Source organism: Chryseobacterium ginsenosidimutans, from assembly GCF_039536845.1.
In the GTDB taxonomy this organism is placed as follows: domain Bacteria; phylum Bacteroidota; class Bacteroidia; order Flavobacteriales; family Weeksellaceae; genus Chryseobacterium; species Chryseobacterium ginsenosidimutans_B.
On sequence record NZ_BAAAZJ010000011.1, the window covers coordinates 320,263 to 335,412 of the forward strand.

Annotated in this window: 14 protein-coding genes; 10 read left to right on the top strand and 4 right to left on the bottom strand. The window is 33.2% G+C overall.

What is annotated here, in order from left to right; translation table 11 throughout:
* The first annotated feature begins 56 nt into the window (after positions 1–56).
* The 5 genes from ABD745_RS17795 to ABD745_RS17815 all read left to right on the top strand — a co-directional run bounded on the left by ABD745_RS17795 (position 57) and on the right by ABD745_RS17815 (position 5,962).
* A complete protein-coding gene (locus tag ABD745_RS17795; protein WP_344833243.1) occupies positions 57–1,547 on the top strand; it encodes a hypothetical protein in 1,491 nt (496 codons plus the stop codon).
* A gap of 8 nt (positions 1,548–1,555) precedes the next feature.
* Positions 1,556–2,230: a 16S rRNA (cytidine(1402)-2'-O)-methyltransferase gene (gene rsmI / locus ABD745_RS17800; protein ID WP_047398936.1), complete on the top strand. Its 675-nt coding sequence runs from the start codon at positions 1,556–1,558 to the stop codon at positions 2,228–2,230.
* A complete protein-coding gene (locus ABD745_RS17805; protein ID WP_344833247.1) occupies positions 2,231–3,706 on the top strand; it encodes a WG repeat-containing protein in 1,476 nt (491 codons plus the stop codon). It begins immediately after the preceding gene.
* A gap of 186 nt (positions 3,707–3,892) precedes the next feature.
* Positions 3,893–4,636: a 3-oxoacyl-[acyl-carrier-protein] reductase gene (fabG, locus tag ABD745_RS17810; protein WP_344833250.1), complete on the top strand. Its 744-nt coding sequence runs from the start codon at positions 3,893–3,895 to the stop codon at positions 4,634–4,636.
* A 6-nt stretch (positions 4,637–4,642) separates the two neighbouring features.
* On the top strand, positions 4,643–5,962 hold the full coding sequence (locus ABD745_RS17815; protein WP_344833253.1) for a DUF6056 family protein: 1,320 nt from the start codon (positions 4,643–4,645) through the stop codon (positions 5,960–5,962).
* 21 nt (positions 5,963–5,983) lie between these two features.
* Here ABD745_RS17815 and ABD745_RS17820 read toward each other — a convergent pair whose 3' ends face one another.
* Together ABD745_RS17820 and ABD745_RS17825 are read right to left on the bottom strand one after the other, a co-directional pair.
* Positions 5,984–6,718, bottom strand: a complete 735-nt coding sequence (locus ABD745_RS17820; protein ID WP_344833256.1) for a DUF1835 domain-containing protein — start codon at positions 6,716–6,718, stop codon at positions 5,984–5,986.
* A gap of 3 nt (positions 6,719–6,721) precedes the next feature.
* Complete coding sequence (locus ABD745_RS17825) at positions 6,722–7,762, bottom strand: GMP reductase (RefSeq protein WP_344833259.1); 1,041 nt, start codon at positions 7,760–7,762, stop codon at positions 6,722–6,724.
* 119 nt (positions 7,763–7,881) lie between these two features.
* On the opposite strand from ABD745_RS17825, the gene ABD745_RS17830 reads away from it, so the two are divergent.
* The 3 genes from ABD745_RS17830 to ABD745_RS17840 are packed head-to-tail and all read left to right on the top strand — an operon-like array spanning position 7,882 to position 10,342.
* Positions 7,882–8,718 (top strand): prolipoprotein diacylglyceryl transferase, encoded by an 837-nt coding sequence (locus ABD745_RS17830; protein WP_344833262.1) that lies wholly within the window; start codon positions 7,882–7,884, stop codon positions 8,716–8,718.
* Positions 8,696–8,929 (top strand): hypothetical protein, encoded by a 234-nt coding sequence (locus ABD745_RS17835; protein WP_344833263.1) that lies wholly within the window; start codon positions 8,696–8,698, stop codon positions 8,927–8,929. The genes ABD745_RS17830 and ABD745_RS17835 overlap by 23 nt, the downstream gene beginning before the upstream one ends.
* Before the next feature lie 9 nt (positions 8,930–8,938).
* Positions 8,939–10,342, top strand: coding sequence for a radical SAM protein (locus ABD745_RS17840; RefSeq protein WP_344833266.1), 1,404 nt, complete (start codon positions 8,939–8,941; stop codon positions 10,340–10,342).
* 79 nt (positions 10,343–10,421) lie between these two features.
* On the opposite strand, the gene surE is transcribed toward ABD745_RS17840, so the two are convergent.
* On the bottom strand, positions 10,422–11,192 hold the full coding sequence (surE, locus tag ABD745_RS17845; protein WP_344833269.1) for a 5'/3'-nucleotidase SurE: 771 nt from the start codon (positions 11,190–11,192) through the stop codon (positions 10,422–10,424).
* 147 nt (positions 11,193–11,339) lie between these two features.
* On the opposite strand from surE, the gene ABD745_RS17850 reads away from it, so the two are divergent.
* Positions 11,340–13,466, top strand: coding sequence for a carboxy terminal-processing peptidase (locus tag ABD745_RS17850; protein WP_344833272.1), 2,127 nt, complete (start codon positions 11,340–11,342; stop codon positions 13,464–13,466).
* A 69-nt stretch (positions 13,467–13,535) separates the two neighbouring features.
* Here the strand turns inward: ABD745_RS17850 and ABD745_RS17855 are convergent, their stop codons facing one another.
* The gene (locus tag ABD745_RS17855) at positions 13,536–14,039 is read right to left on the bottom strand and encodes a superoxide dismutase family protein (protein WP_344833275.1); all 504 of its coding nucleotides are present in this window, start codon (positions 14,037–14,039) and stop codon (positions 13,536–13,538) included.
* A gap of 145 nt (positions 14,040–14,184) precedes the next feature.
* On the opposite strand from ABD745_RS17855, the gene ABD745_RS17860 reads away from it, so the two are divergent.
* Positions 14,185–15,087: an AraC family transcriptional regulator gene (locus ABD745_RS17860; RefSeq protein ID WP_344833277.1), complete on the top strand. Its 903-nt coding sequence runs from the start codon at positions 14,185–14,187 to the stop codon at positions 15,085–15,087.
* The last annotated feature ends 63 nt before the right edge of the window (positions 15,088–15,150 follow it).

The window sequence follows — 15,150 nt, forward strand, 5'->3', positions numbered from 1 at the left end:
AAATTAGCCGTATATTTTTAAGATCAAAAGTAAGCAATTTTAACAAGATTCTTAATATGCAGAACATCCAAGATTTAAAGGAAAAGATTTTTTTTGAATCCAAGAATATCATAGGTATTTTGGACAAAATAAGTAATGTAAACGAATTACTTTCCAAGCAGGATCTTGTGGATGAGCTTGCCAACAGGATTTCGTTCTTGCATTTGCTTGAGAAAAACATCGAGTATTTCGGGAACGAAAACTCTACATCTGTTTCGGAAACGCCAAAATTTTCTTTAGCTGCTGGTGTAGAAATTCAGAATTCCGGTAATGAATTTATAGGGATTGATAAAAATATGCAGGGATATTCTTCGAGTGAAGTTACTGAAGAAGAGGCAATTTTTAATAATCAATTAAATGAAATCGTTGAGGGTGAACTTCACGAAACTTTAGTTAATTTTGCCGAAGAAAATTCTGAACCCGAAAGTGTTGAAGATTTAGGAATAAATATTCATAACGATATAACGGAAGAGGAAGCAATTTTCAATAATCAGTTGAATGAAATTGATGAAAGTGAACCGTCTGATTATAGCGGAAGTGCTTTGAATTTCGTAGACGAAGAAAGAATTTTAGCAGATTCTGAGCCTGAAAATGATGATGACATTCATGAAGGAATGTTTAATGAAAAAACAACGGAAGAAGAGGTTATTTTTAACAATCAATTAAACGAAATTGATAACTTTGAAAATGAAATTTCTGACGATCAGGGAAGTGTAAATGGTTTTGATGAAGAGGAGAAAATTCAGGATGTTTTTGAATCTAATGTGAAAAATGGAGGAGAAACTTCTGAAGTTATGCCAAGTATTTTTGATACGGAAATTTTAGATGATGATGAAGAAATTCTTGTGGAAGAAACTGAAGAAAGATTCATTATTACTAATGCAATGATAGAGCAGGGCGAGATGGCAACAGATACTTCTAATGTTGAAAATATTGTAAGCGAAATCAAAAATGAGGCAATTGTAGAAGAAAAACAGGAGCAATCGATTTTGGCGGAAATTAATGACAGAAGAAAAATTGTTGAGATCAACAGACCTGTTCCTGAGACTGAAAAAGAGAAATTAGCGTCTGATCAAAGCTTCGAAAATCTAGAAGATTATCAGAACGAGAAAAAAATAAAACTGGCAAATATCAAAGGGATGAAAGCTGTACAGTCACTTTTTGACGACGATCATCTTGAGAGAGAAATGCCTAAAGAAAAAACAATTCCTGTAGAAAAAGAAGATACAGGAAGTATTTTAAAAACCAATATTCCGACCAACTTTATGGAGGCGGGAAAGCCAAAACCAGAGTTTAAACTTGATCTGAATGACAGAATTGCTTTTTCAAAAATGTTATTCGGAGGAAGCCAGTCTGAAATGAATGAGGTGATAAATAATCTGAACAGTTTCAGAACTTTGGAAGATGCAAAAGAATATTTAAGTGATCTTTATTACCACAAAAAATGGAATAAAGTAGATGAATATGCTCAGAGACTTTGGATATTGGTGGAAAACAAATTTTTATAAACTAGATTTTGAGCGGAATCCTATATTTTGTTCCTACACCGGTCGGGAACTTGGAAGATATGACTTTCAGAGCGGTAAAAATACTGAAAGAGGTTGATTATATTTTATGCGAAGATACCAGAACTTCCGGAATTCTTTTGAAGCATTTCGAGATTTCCAAGCCTTTGAAATCTTATCATCTGCATAATGAGCATCAGGCGACTGAAAAAGTGATTGCAGACCTTAAAAGCGGTCAGAATATTGCGATTATTACCGATGCGGGAACTCCCGGAATTTCAGATCCCGGCTATTTATTAAGTAAAGCAGGATCTGATAATAATATTGAAATGATCTGCCTTCCCGGAGCAACGGCTTTTGTGCCGGCTTTAGTGGTTTCAGGATTACCGAATAATGAATTTCTTTTCGCAGGATTTCTGCCTCAGAAAAAAGGAAGACAAACGAAGCTTAAACAGCTTGCAGAAGAAAAGAAGACTGTTGTTTTATACGAAAGTCCGCATAAAATCAATACGACTTTAGAACAGATCAAAGAATTTTTTGGTGAAGAAACTAAAGTAAGTCTCAGCAGAGAAATTTCCAAAAAATTTGAGGAAACTAAACGCGGGACAATCAATGAATTAATTGAATTCTCAAAAAGCAAAACTTTAAAAGGTGAGATCGTACTCATTGTAAATAATTCTATTTAATTGAAAAAATTAATTTTCGTGCTGTTTTCGTCGGTTTGCCTCGGACAGACGGATCAGTATAAACAGATACTTTTAACAAAAAAACTGGGCAAAGAAGTACATTCCTATTCGAAAGGTTATGGAATGATCACCGACTCCAAAACCGGGAAAACCGGTATTGTGGATTCTTTAGGAAACGTTATCTTCGATTCTCCTTTTAAAAGTGAAATTTCCCATTTGTGGAAGAATAGATTCATTTTAAGAGGAAAAGCAGGGAATTCTAACGGAAAAACAGCATTAATTGACGAAAAAGGGAAGGAATTGCTTCCTTTAGAGAATTTTAAATTCAGGACTTGGGAGAATAAGGACAGAATGATTTATTCAAAACAGGGAAAAGACTGTGTTTATGATTTTAACGGGAAACAGATTATTCCTTTCTCAGAAAAAATAGTATTTGCAAGCGAAAGCCGGCTTTTTGTTAAAAATGAAGGGGTATGGTTAATTTATGATTTTGACGGAAAAAAGATTTCTGATAGGGAATTTACAGACGATCTGCGTTTTTACAAAGGCAGAACTTTTCTTACAAAAGGTGAAAAATCCGGTGAAATTATTGATAATAATGGCAAAACCGTAAGCACGATTTCCAATCATAACATCGACAATATCAATGCTTTTCCTTATTTGGTTACACTCGATACGGCGAAAAATAAATATGGAATTGTTGATGACAAAGAAAATGTAATTTCAGATGAGATCTACGAGCAGGCTTTTGTGGGCAGAGAATATATTTATCTTACAAAAGACGATAAAGTAAGTATTTTTTCAAAGAAAGAAGGAAAGGTGTATGATCTTGATTATCATTATGTAAATCCTCTTTTTAATGGTTTATTTAAAACTTCTCAGGATCAGAAAAATCTTAAAACTGCTGTTGTTCGTTTGAATGGAGAGGTTGTCTTTCCAAAAGAATATGACAGAGTAGAAGGATTAAGTATTGCAGGTGAAAAATATCTTTATTTAAGAAAAGATGATGAAGAAACGCTTCTAGATAAAAATTTAAAAAGTGTTTTAAATAACGATTATGAAATTGAAAAAATATTTCCTAATACACTAATTTTAAGAAAAGACGATATACACTATAAATTTTCTCCGAAAGACGGAAAATATAAAGAGCTTAAAGGTTTTAAGGAAATGAAAATTTCTGAATTATATCCGATGCTGGTGGGGAAAAGCACAAATAATTTCTACGGCGTTTTGGATGAAGATGGAAATGAAGTTGTCCCGTTTATCTACGATGATATTACCACTTTCCTGGGTTCCAATGAATTTGTAGTGAAAAAGGACAATAAATTTGGGGTTACCAATCATAAAAACGAACCTCTGACAGAAGTTATTTTCGATAAATATTTTCCAGATAAAAAAGGAATTAAGCTTACTAAAGGAAAAGACACCGAATTCATCTATTTTACGGAACAAAAAGACAGAAATTTTATTGATTAATGCTATTTAATACATTTTTATGATAAAAAACAGTTATAAAATTTTGCTAAAAAAGCCATTTGAAATGCTTTGAATAACATTTTATAATATCTTTGCGCACTGCTTAATTTAAATAAAATTAAATATGTTATATTAGCCAACTTTCAAAAAGCTAATAAGTTGTAAAGAAAAATAATTGTCATAAATATGAAACTATTAGAAGGAAAAGTAGCGCTAATAACGGGAGCTACAAGAGGAATCGGTAAAAGTATTGCTGAAATGTATGCTCAACAGGGAGCAAAAGTAGCTTTTACTTATGCCGGATCTGTAGACAAAGCCAAGGAATTAGAAGCAACTTTAAGTTCTGTAACTCAAATTAAAGGTTACCAATCCGATGCATCAGATTTTGATGCAGCTCAAACATTAGTAGATGAAGTAATGGCTGAATTCGGTCAGATTGATATTCTGATCAATAATGCAGGAATTACGAGAGATAATTTGCTGTTAAGAATGTCAAAAGACGATTGGGATAAAGTAATAAAAGTAAATCTGGATTCTGTATTCAACCTTACGAAAGCGGTTATTAAGCCGATGATGAAAGCAAAATCAGGATCTATCATCAATATGACTTCAGTAGTAGGAATCAGCGGAAACGCAGGACAGGCAAATTATGCAGCTTCTAAAGCGGGTGTAATTGGTTTTACAAAGTCTGTTGCATTGGAGCTGGGATCAAGAAATATCCGTTGTAATGCGATTGCTCCAGGATTTATCGAAACTGAAATGACGGCTGCTTTAGATGAAAAAGCAACTCAGAAATGGAACGAAGCCATCCCAATGAAAAAATTAGGAAAAACTACGGATGTAGCCAATGCTTGTATATTTTTAGGAAGCGATATGGCGAATTACATTACAGGTCAGACATTGAATGTTGACGGTGGTTTATTGACATAAAAAAATATGAAATTAGTACAGAATATCACTTTATTCTTGTCGATTTTATTATGTATCGGTCTGATTTACATTTCTTTTTTCAATGTATATCAGACCGATGATTATATATATTCCTATAGTACAAAAACTCTTGGAATTGTAGGGAATATTCAGGATTTTTACATGAACTGGGGAGGAAGGTATTTCGGATATACCATTAATATGTTTACACCTCTTTCCAAAGATCCGGAAAATATTTTGCCCAAAATTTATCCTGTATTTCTATTTTTTGCATTTATTGGTGTTTCGGCTTTAAATTTTAAACAGTATTTTAAATATTCTTTTTTTGAATCACTTTTAAAAGGATTGCTTTTGTTTTTCTTTTATACAGTTATTTTAATCAATATTTCTGAACATTATTATTGGTTTACGGGGTCAAATGTATATTTTCTGCCTATAGTTTTATCGGGATTTTTACTTTTCTTTTGGGGCAAATTTCAGGAAACGGGTAAGAAATTATGGTTTTATCCGAGTTTATTCCTGACTGTAATTTTAATGGGCTCTAATGAAGTTCTGGCATTAATTCTTTTAGGAATATTGGCATATTTCAATACGCAAAACAAATCAAAAGAAGCAAGAATTTTATTGATCGTAGGTTTCATTGGCTTTTTATTTACCTTTTTAGCTCCCGGAAATTTTAAAAGAATGCCGGATTTAGATGAACCATTTTATAAAACCTGGTTGAGAAGAATAATGTTTTTTGGAGCAAATACGGCTTATATTTTTTTCAAAGTATTTTTAATTCTTCCGCTTTTCATTGCAATTTTTAATAAAGAATTAAATAAAATAAAGGAAAAAATAACCCTAAAAAAAGCTTTGATTGTTTGGGTGATTTCTTTTCTGCCGTTGCTATTTTTAGCATACATCACGAATATAATCGGAAGACCTTTTGAAAACATTGTTTTCTTCTTTCTTCTAAGTTTTACGGTTGTTGTGATGTTTAGATTTGAGCAAATTAAAAAATTCTGGTGGATCAGTTTTATTATTATTTTTTTACCAAAAACAAACTTTTTACCCAAAAATTATTCGAATTTTAATATTGATTTTAATTTAAATAATCTTGTTAAAGAAATCTTGTATACCGACCTTAGATCATATGATAAGGAGATAGAAAACAGAGTTGATACCTTGAAAAATTCTGCTCAGGATTCTATAGTTTTAGACAAAATAAAAACGATTCCGAAAGTATTGTATTTCGGGGAAATGGGATCTGTGAATGAGCCGAAAGGATTTGTAAGTGATCAGCTTCAAAAGTATTTTAATAAGAAATATATCCGAACAAAATAAAATATTTCACAATACTTCAGTTTATTTTTCTTTTAAAATTTTATCATAAATCGACTTCACCTGAAGGTCTCCAAAACCGAAAATACCCAATTCATCCTGAAATTTTTCAAAGATCAGATTAAAATCGTCTGTTCCGCTCTTAATTAAATTTTTAATAAAAACTTCTGGATTTATATTCAAATAAGAATCGATAACTTCATTTAAAAAATGAAAGCAATCGGATTGATCTTCTGAAAGTTGCTGTAAAGAATATCTTTCATTATTTTGATAAGCATTCCAGAGATTATTACCTAACTCAATATCTTTTTCATTAAATAATACCTTTGTTTCTGCCGGTTCTTCAAGCTCAAAATTATCCGAAGAAGAAAAGCCCTTCCAATTATTTTCTCTTGTTGTTTGCGGAAAGATTCTGTAGATTTTCACATCTTTGTTTTTTGATAATAAAGAAATACAAAACCACATATTTACCTGGCAAAAAAGATCATCTTCAAACCAAAGATTCACCTCAGATTTTTCCGGAATCTGTAAGATTTTCTCAAATTCGGAAACCACTTTTTTATAATAACTTTCTTTTTGAACCGAATAATCTTTCGAAATAGATTGGGCTCTTATTTTCCAGAAATTTTCCAGTGTATCAGCCTGTAAGTTGCCGATAACTAAAGCTTCCCTGCAAATGATTATCTCGCCTTCAATTGTTGTTTTTTTCAATTGATCGGCGAGATAATCACCATTTGTTATATGAAATATTTTATTCAATTATTAATCTTTAAATATTTGGTTTTCTTGTTCCTGAACTCTTATAAAAGTTGTTCTTTTCGACAATTCTTTCAATTTTGAAGCTCCGACATAAGTACATGTTGAGCGAACGCCACCCAAAATATCTTTCACAGTCTCTGAAACAGGGCCTTTGTAAGCTACTTTCACTGTTTTTCCTTCAGAAGCTCGATATTCCGCAACACCTCCGGAATGTTTATCCATTGCAGTTTTTGAGCTCATTCCGTAAAATAATCTATATTTTTTACCATTTTCTTCGATCATTTCACCACCGCTTTCATCATGACCGGCAAACATTCCGCCCAACATCACAAAATCTGCACCGCCACCAAAAGCTTTTGCCACATCTCCGGGAACTTTGCAACCGCCGTCTGCAATAATATGACCGCCCAAACCATGCGCCGCATCAGAACATTCAATAATTGCAGAAAGTTGAGGATATCCGACGCCGGTTTTTACACGGGTTGTACAAACAGAACCGGGACCAATCCCGACTTTGATGATATCTGCTCCTACTAAAAGAAGTTCTTCAACCATTTCCCCGGTTACCACGTTGCCGGCGATGATTATTTTATCCGGAAAATTGGTTCTTGCTTTCTTTACAAAATCTACAAAGTGCTCAGAATAACCGTTGGCAACATCGATGCAGAGAAACTCGATTTTTGGATGTTTTTCAAGGATTTGTCTGAGTTTTTCTTCATCAGCTTTTCCTGTTCCGGTGCTTAATGCAATATATTGATGAATTTCTTCCGGCTGACTGTTGAGAAATTCTGCCCATTCTTCAATAGAATAATGTTTATGAATAGCGGTAATGATTTTGTCTTTTGCCAATTCCACTGCCATCTCGAAAGTTCCCACCGTGTCCATATTTGCTGCAATGACGGGAGTTCCTTTCCATTTCTTTTTGGTATGTCTGAATGTGAATTCTCTTTCTAAATCAACTTCTGAACGGGATTTTAACGTAGAACGTTTCGGACGAAACATCACATCCTTAAAACCCAGTTTTATTTCATATTCTATTCTCATAATTTGGAAGATTATTTTAAATAAATTTAGGGAAAAGATTTGATGAAAAATTGGCTTAAAGAGATTTTATAAATTATTTAAGAATAAATTTCAGGAATATTTTTTTGCTGATTTTGTAGATGAATAAATTTTTTGGATACGGAATGCATTTTACATCCCAAATTTTATTTAAAAGTAATACTTTTGGATTGATGGATTTTCCTTTCACTTTTCAATTATTTGGTAAAACAATTTTACTGCATCCGGTAACAGAGTCTTTAGGGATTTTTGTGGGAATGCGGTATTACACTTTTTTAAAAAGAAAAGATGCTGAGAAATTCAGTAACGTAAATTCACTTCTTGTACTTATAGGAGCTACTTTTGGAGCTTTATTAGGTTCTCATATTCTGGGTTCTTTAGAACGGCCTCATGATCTGGTAAAGGCGACAGATAAGCTCGTGTATATTTGGCTGAATAATACAATTATTGGTGGATTGGCAGGTGGTCTTATCGGGGTAGAGCTCGTGAAAAAAATAATAGGAAAAAAAGAAAGCACTGGAGATAGAATGGTTTTTCCGCTAATTGTAGCGATGGTGATAGGGAGAATTGGCTGTTTTTTTACCGGTGTTTTTGAAGAAACTTATGGCTTACCTACAGATTCTATTTTCGGAATGTATTTAGGGGATAATTTTAAGAGGCATCCTGTTGCGATTTACGAAATAGTGTTTTTGGTTTTACTTTTTATTTTTATCAGGTATATCCAAAGGAATTTTAGCTATAAATCTGGATTTTTATTTCAGGTTTTTATGATATGTTACTTTACATTCAGATTTTTTCTGGATTTTATTAAGCCAAAATATAATATCATTTTAAATTTAAGCACCATACAGATTGTTTGCTGTTTGATTATTATTTACTATATTTATTTATTAAATCACCAAAAAATACACAAATATGAAATTATTAGAAGTAGGTAATTTAGGTGGAGATTTGTCAGGATTAGGACTTATGTTTTTGTTCTTTGGACTTGTAATTTTCGTTCTTTCTATTATTGTTGCTGTCATTTTAGGAATCATGTCAGCAAGTAATTCTGAAAAAAAATACAATTTTAAACCTTCCTTAATAGGAATTCTTATTGGGGTTTTGATATTTACTGCAGGTGGTTTTATCTGTGGATTCAATTTATAAAATATTTTTATGCCTGTAAGAAATTATACCTATTACGATTATACGATCAGCCTTTGCCCCGAATGCCTGAAAAGAGTAGGAGCCAAGATTATTATTGAAGATGAAGCCGTTTTCATGACCAAAAGATGTCCGGATCATGGATTTTTCAAAACAAAAATTGCTTCTGATGTTCATTATTACAAAAACATCAGAAATTATAATAAAGCTTCGGAAATGCCACATCATTTTGGAACTGATGTTGAATACGGCTGTCCTTATGATTGTGGTTTATGTGTTGATCACGAGCAACATAGCTGCCTTTCTATCGTGGAAGTAACGGATCGATGTAATCTCACTTGTCCTACCTGTTATGCGATGTCTTCACCGCATTACGGAAGTCACAGAACTTTGGAAGAAATCGAAGCAATGTTTGATATAATTGTCAAAAATGAAGGGGAACCTGATGTCGTTCAGATCAGTGGAGGAGAGCCGACCATTCATCCCGAATTCTTCAAAATAATGGATATTGCGAAGACAAAGCCTATCAAACATTTAATGTTAAATACCAATGGAGTACGAATCGCCAATGATCCCGGGTTTGCCGAAAAATTAGCAACCTATGCTCCGGAATTTGAAATTTATCTTCAGTTTGATTCTTTTAAGCCGGAAGTTTTACAGGATTTCAGAGGAAAAGATCTTACCGATGTCCGCATGAAAGCTTTGGAAAAATTAAATGCTTTAAATCTTTCTACAACGCTCGTTATCGTTCTTCAAAAAGGAAAAAATATTGATGAAATAGGAAAGATCATTGATTTTGCTTTAAAACAGAAATGCGTCCGCGGAATTACTTTTCAGCCTGTAGAAATTGCGGGAAGAAACAGAGATGATTCTGCACACGAAAAAATAACGTTGACGGAAGTAAGACAGGAAATTTTAAACCAGTTTCCGCTTCTGAATTCGGATGATATTATTCCGGTTCCCTGTAATCCGGATGCATTGGCGATGGGATATATTTTGAAATTAGAAGGTGAAATTATTCCTTTAACAAGATACATCAATCCTGCTGATTTACTGAATAATGAAACCCGAAACACCATTGTTTACGAACAGGATACAGGACTACAAATGCAGCTTTTGGATATTTTCAGCACTGGAATTTCCGTAGATAAAGTACAGCCCAAAGTGAACCAATTATTGTGTTGTCTTCCAGAAGTTTCTGCCCCAAATTTGGATTATGATAATCTTTTCAGAATTATTATTATGAATTTCATGGATGCCCATGATTTTGATGTTCGTGCAGTGAAGAAATCCTGCGTTCATATCGTCAATAAAGATTTAAAACTTATTCCTTTTGAAACGATGAATCTTTTTTATAGGGATGATAAAATCGAATATCTTGAGGAGTTGAGAAAAGATGATAAAGTCTTATTTTAAAATAAAAATCCCACGAATTACACAGAAAACCTGTGTAATTCGTGTAATCTGTGGGAAAATTATAATGATTTAAATATAATTAATCAAAATTCATGACTTCCTGCAAAGTATTCATGTATTCGTAAGCCGTTAAATCAAATTTTACAGGTACAATTGAGATATATCCATTTGCCAAAGCCGTTTCATCCGCATCTTCAGACTCATCCATGTTATTGAAATATCCTGTTAACCAGTAATATTTTTTACCATGAGGGTTGATTCTCTCATCAAAACTTTCTTCCCATTTTGCTTTAGCCTGTTTGCATACTTTTATACCTTTTATATCTTCTTTTGGAAGTTTCGGAATATTTACATTTAAAACAATTCCTTTTGGCATCGGGTTGTCTAGCGTTCTTTTTACAATATTTTGAATATATTCTTTTGCCTGGGTAAAATCTGCCTCCCAACTAAAATCTAACAAGGAAAATCCGATTGCCGGAAGATTCTCTACACCTGCTTCAACCGCTGCAGACATTGTTCCTGAATAAATGACATTAATTGAAGAATTTGCCCCATGATTAATTCCTGAAACTACAATATCCGGTCTTCTCGGCAAAATTTTGTCAAGAGCCATTTTTACACAGTCAACAGGAGTTCCGCTGCACGAAAAATCCGTTTGTGGACCTTCAAGATGTACTTCTTCATAACTTAAAGTAGAATTAATAGTGATAGCGTGACCTTTACCGCTTTGTGGGGAGTTTGGTGCTACGACAACAACTTCTCCGATTTCGTTCATAAAACTTACAAGATTTCTGATACCAGGTGCTGTAATTCCGTCGTCATTTGTAACCAGAATAAGTGGTCTTTCCATATTAAAATTTAATTTTAACAAAAATACTTAAAACTATCCGATATTTATAAATAAGGTATTAAATTTGATAGTTTGTAACAGTAATTTAAAAATTACTACTAATTAAAATAACTTTTTAAAAAAATTAATAAAATACATTACAGATTTATGTGGAAAAATTTTAAGCTAAATAAATTTTTACTCCTAATTCCATTGACAAGTCTAATGTTTTGTTTCAACTCGCCAAAGGATGATGACGAAAAGATGCAGACGATAATGGTGAGCGTAAAAAATACACTTTCTTATTTGCATTACAGCCCAAAACCTATCAATGATGCTTATTCTAAGGATGTTTACAAGCATTATTTTGAGTTGGTGGATCCGGGCAAAAGATACTTCGTACAGTCTGATATGGATGAGTTCGGAAAGCATGAAACCAAGCTTGATGACTATATCAATCAAGGAGATCTTACCTTCTATAAACTTACAATCGACAGATTATACCAAAGAGTTGATGAGATTGATAAAATCACTCAGGACATCTTTAGCAAACCGATCAATTTGGAAGAAGATGAAAATTTAACTCTTGAACCAAAACTGAAAAAAGTACCTGCCAACAAACAGGAACAATATACAGAATGGAAAAAGTTCATTAAATACAATATTCTTCAGGAAATTGAATCAATGAACAGTAAAGAAGAAGCTCAGAAAGAAAAAAAAGACTCTGTTCAGAAGTATAATTTAAAAGATACCATCAAATATCAGCCTTTAAACCCTGATCAGAAGTTGAAAAAAGCAACTGATGAGGTGAAAGATCTTGTAAAAGAAACATTTACGAGATTTAAAAAGAGAAAGAAAATGGATTGGTTTACTGTGTATATGAACGCTTATACTGAAGTTTTCGATCCGCACACCAATTATTATTCTCCAAAGGATAAAGAAGATTTTGATACTAATTTTACAGGAAAAGTAATCGGAATCGGTGCAATTATTCAAGAGAAAAAAGGAAATCTTTATCTAGGCGCTCTTACCATAGGAGCCCCGGCTTGGAAATCAAAACAGCTTTCGGAAGGGGATAAAATTTTAAAAGTAAAATCCAAACCTAAAGAAGATGCCGTAAACGTTGTAGGAATGCTTTCTGATGAAGCTGTACGTTTGATCAGAGGTGAAAAAGGAACTCCGGTTACCTTAACGGTTCAGAAGAAAGACGGAACAACTAAAGACGTTACAATGATCCGTGAAGAAGTTGCTATTGAAGATACTTTCGCAAGAAGTATTATAGTAAATTCAAACGGTAAAAAATATGGATTCATCAATTTACCAAGCTTTAACGCAGATTTTGAAAATCCTAACGGAAGAAACGCTTCTGATGATATTAAAAACGAGATCATTAAGCTGAAAGGTCAAGGAATCGAAGGAATTGTTTTAGATTTAAGAAATAACGGAGGTGGTTCATTAACGGAAGTTGGTGACATTATGGGGCTTTTCATGAATGCAGGACCGTATGTTCAGGTAAAAGACGGAAACGGAAAGATTCAGACACTGAAAAACAAAAATGAAACTCCGATCTGGACAGGGCCTCTTGTCATTATGCAGAACGAACTTTCTGCTTCGGCTTCTGAAATTTTAGCCGGTGTAATGCAGGATTATGGCAGAGCAATGATTATCGGTTCTCCACAGTCTTTCGGAAAAGGAACGGTTCAGACTTTTGTTGATTTAAACAGATTCTTAAATACAGAAGATGATTTCGGATCTTTAAAACTTACAATTCAGAAGTTCTATAGAATTACAGGTGAATCTACTCAGAGAAAAGGGATTGTTTCTGATATTCAGATGAAAGATTTCTTTACATATGCTGAGGTTGGCGAAAGATATGATGATTATGCTTTAGCTTGGGATAAAATTCCTGCTACAAGCTTCCAAAAGCTAAACTATTTCAACATTCAGGCTCTTGAAAAAGCAAGCAACGACAGAATGGCAAAAAATGCAAAATATCAGCTGTTGTTAGAATCGGCTCAATGGAGAGAACAATTGGATAAAGAAGAGACAATTACGCTTAATATCAATAAGTTTAATGATTTGATGAAGCAAAGAAAAGCTCAGATCGAAAAATTCAAATCATTAACAAAATTTGAAAACGGTCTTCAGTTCTCAATGTATCAAAACGAAATTGAAAGAGAGAAAAAAGATGAAGCATTTAAGAAAAAATCTGAAATCTGGATCAAAAATCTTAAGAAAGATCTTTATCTTCAGGAAGCAATGAATATCATCGCAGATATGGGTGTAAAATCTTAATTTTAAGTAATAAATATAAAAATACCGCTAATGAAAATTAGCGGTATTTTTTTTAATAAAATTTTTGTATTATTTAATCTCAACACATCCGACTCTTCCTCCGGCATTTCCGGTTGGCTGAGTATGGAAATCATCTGCTGCAGCATGTACGATCATCCCTTTTCCGATGATGTTTTTAGATTCGTCTGTACATCCAAGACACCATTTGTTGGTCTTAAAAGTTAATGTTGCGTTTCCGGTTTGGTCAGCAACCAAATTGCCGATGTCTCCCATGTGAAAATGTTCAGCACCCCATTTTCCGTGGTCGTCTTTTGCAGGATTCCAGTGTCCTCCTGTTGAAGTTCCGTCCGCTGCAGAACAGTCGCCTTTTTCATGAATGTGCACGGCATGAACCCCCGGAGTAAGGTTTGTTACATCCAGTTTCATGATAACTTCATCTCCTTTTTGAGTAAACTTTGCCATTCCTCCTGTCTGTGTGTTGCTTTTAGATAGGACTTGGTACGTCTTTGTAGTTCCGCAAGAAACAGCAAATAACGTACATCCGGCTAATAATGCTAATGTTTTACCTTTCATTTTTAAATGATTTAAAGTGATTTTATGTTAAATTTAAACAACATTTTTCAAAGCGCATTATGATTCTGGTCTTTTTTCATAAATAGCAATAAAAGACAAATCATTTTCATTGGATGTTGATACCTTTGTCATAAACACTTTTTATTTGGAGGAGTACAAAAAAAGAATGGTGAAAGCTATTCAATACATTGATAACAATCTTGATACGGAGCTTTCTTTAGAAAAAGTTTCGGAAGTCGCAGCATATTCCCCGTTTCATTTTCATAGGATTTTCAGGTTAATTACAAATGAAACACTTCAAAGCTATATCATTCGGAAAAGAATTGAAAAAAGCGCCTTTTATTTAGCTGTAAAAAAGAAGGTAAGTTTAAAAAAGATCTATCTTGAACTTGGATTTTCAAATCATTCAGCTTTTAACAAAACTTTTAAAAAATATTACGGAAAATCTCCTTCCGAATTCAGAAAATCAGCTCCAGAAAAATTCCATAAAATTCAATTAAAACATAGCAAGAACGGACAAATTGATACGGTTTTTCAACAATACATTTGCAACATAGAAAACCTGTTAAATTGGACAACAATGAATTTAAAAATTAAAGTTACCGATCTCCCTGAAATGAATTTGGCAGCCGTTATGAGCCTTGGAATTGCCAATGTTGAACCTTCTTTCAATATTTTAGTTGATTGGGCTAAAGAGAAAAAACTTTTTCCCAGAGAGAATGTGAAAATGGTTTCCGTTTATCACGACAGTTTTAAAGTGACACCGCCGGATAAAGTCAGAATTCACGCATGTATGCTGTTGGATGAAGCTTTAAAGAAGCAGGAAGGCGAAGTTTTCCCGGAAACGATTGAAGTCGGAAAATTCATCATCGGAAGTGGTGAAGTTACCTTAAATGACTTCGAACAATGCTGGGTTTCATTATTCTTATGGATGAATGAAAACAATTATTCCATAAGAAAAGCCTTTCCTTTCGAGATTTATCACACCAACTTCAAAGAACACCCCGAAGGAAAAATGATCGTTGATTTCTGCATTCCAATCAATTAATAATCAATTATCAATATTTTGTTATTGTGGTGAAAGTAGAGAAGTAAAGAAGAATACAACCAT

Excerpts from the sequence above, each read along its gene's own strand:
- ABD745_RS17795 (WP_344833243.1), top strand. The coding sequence starts at position 57 with ATGCAGAACATCCAAGATTTAAAGGAAAAGATTTTTTTTGAATCCAAG.
- fabG (WP_344833250.1), top strand. The coding sequence starts at position 3,893 with ATGAAACTATTAGAAGGAAAAGTAGCGCTAATAACGGGAGCTACAAGA.
- ABD745_RS17815 (WP_344833253.1), top strand. The coding sequence starts at position 4,643 with ATGAAATTAGTACAGAATATCACTTTATTCTTGTCGATTTTATTATGT.
- ABD745_RS17825 (WP_344833259.1), bottom strand. The coding sequence starts at position 7,762 with ATGAGAATAGAATATGAAATAAAACTGGGTTTTAAGGATGTGATGTTT.
- ABD745_RS17830 (WP_344833262.1), top strand. The coding sequence starts at position 7,882 with ATGAATAAATTTTTTGGATACGGAATGCATTTTACATCCCAAATTTTA.
- ABD745_RS17835 (WP_344833263.1), top strand. The coding sequence starts at position 8,696 with ATGAAATTATTAGAAGTAGGTAATTTAGGTGGAGATTTGTCAGGATTA.
- ABD745_RS17840 (WP_344833266.1), top strand. The coding sequence starts at position 8,939 with ATGCCTGTAAGAAATTATACCTATTACGATTATACGATCAGCCTTTGC.
- surE (WP_344833269.1), bottom strand. The coding sequence starts at position 11,192 with ATGGAAAGACCACTTATTCTGGTTACAAATGACGACGGAATTACAGCA.
- ABD745_RS17850 (WP_344833272.1), top strand. The coding sequence starts at position 11,340 with ATGTGGAAAAATTTTAAGCTAAATAAATTTTTACTCCTAATTCCATTG.
- ABD745_RS17855 (WP_344833275.1), bottom strand. The coding sequence starts at position 14,039 with ATGAAAGGTAAAACATTAGCATTATTAGCCGGATGTACGTTATTTGCT.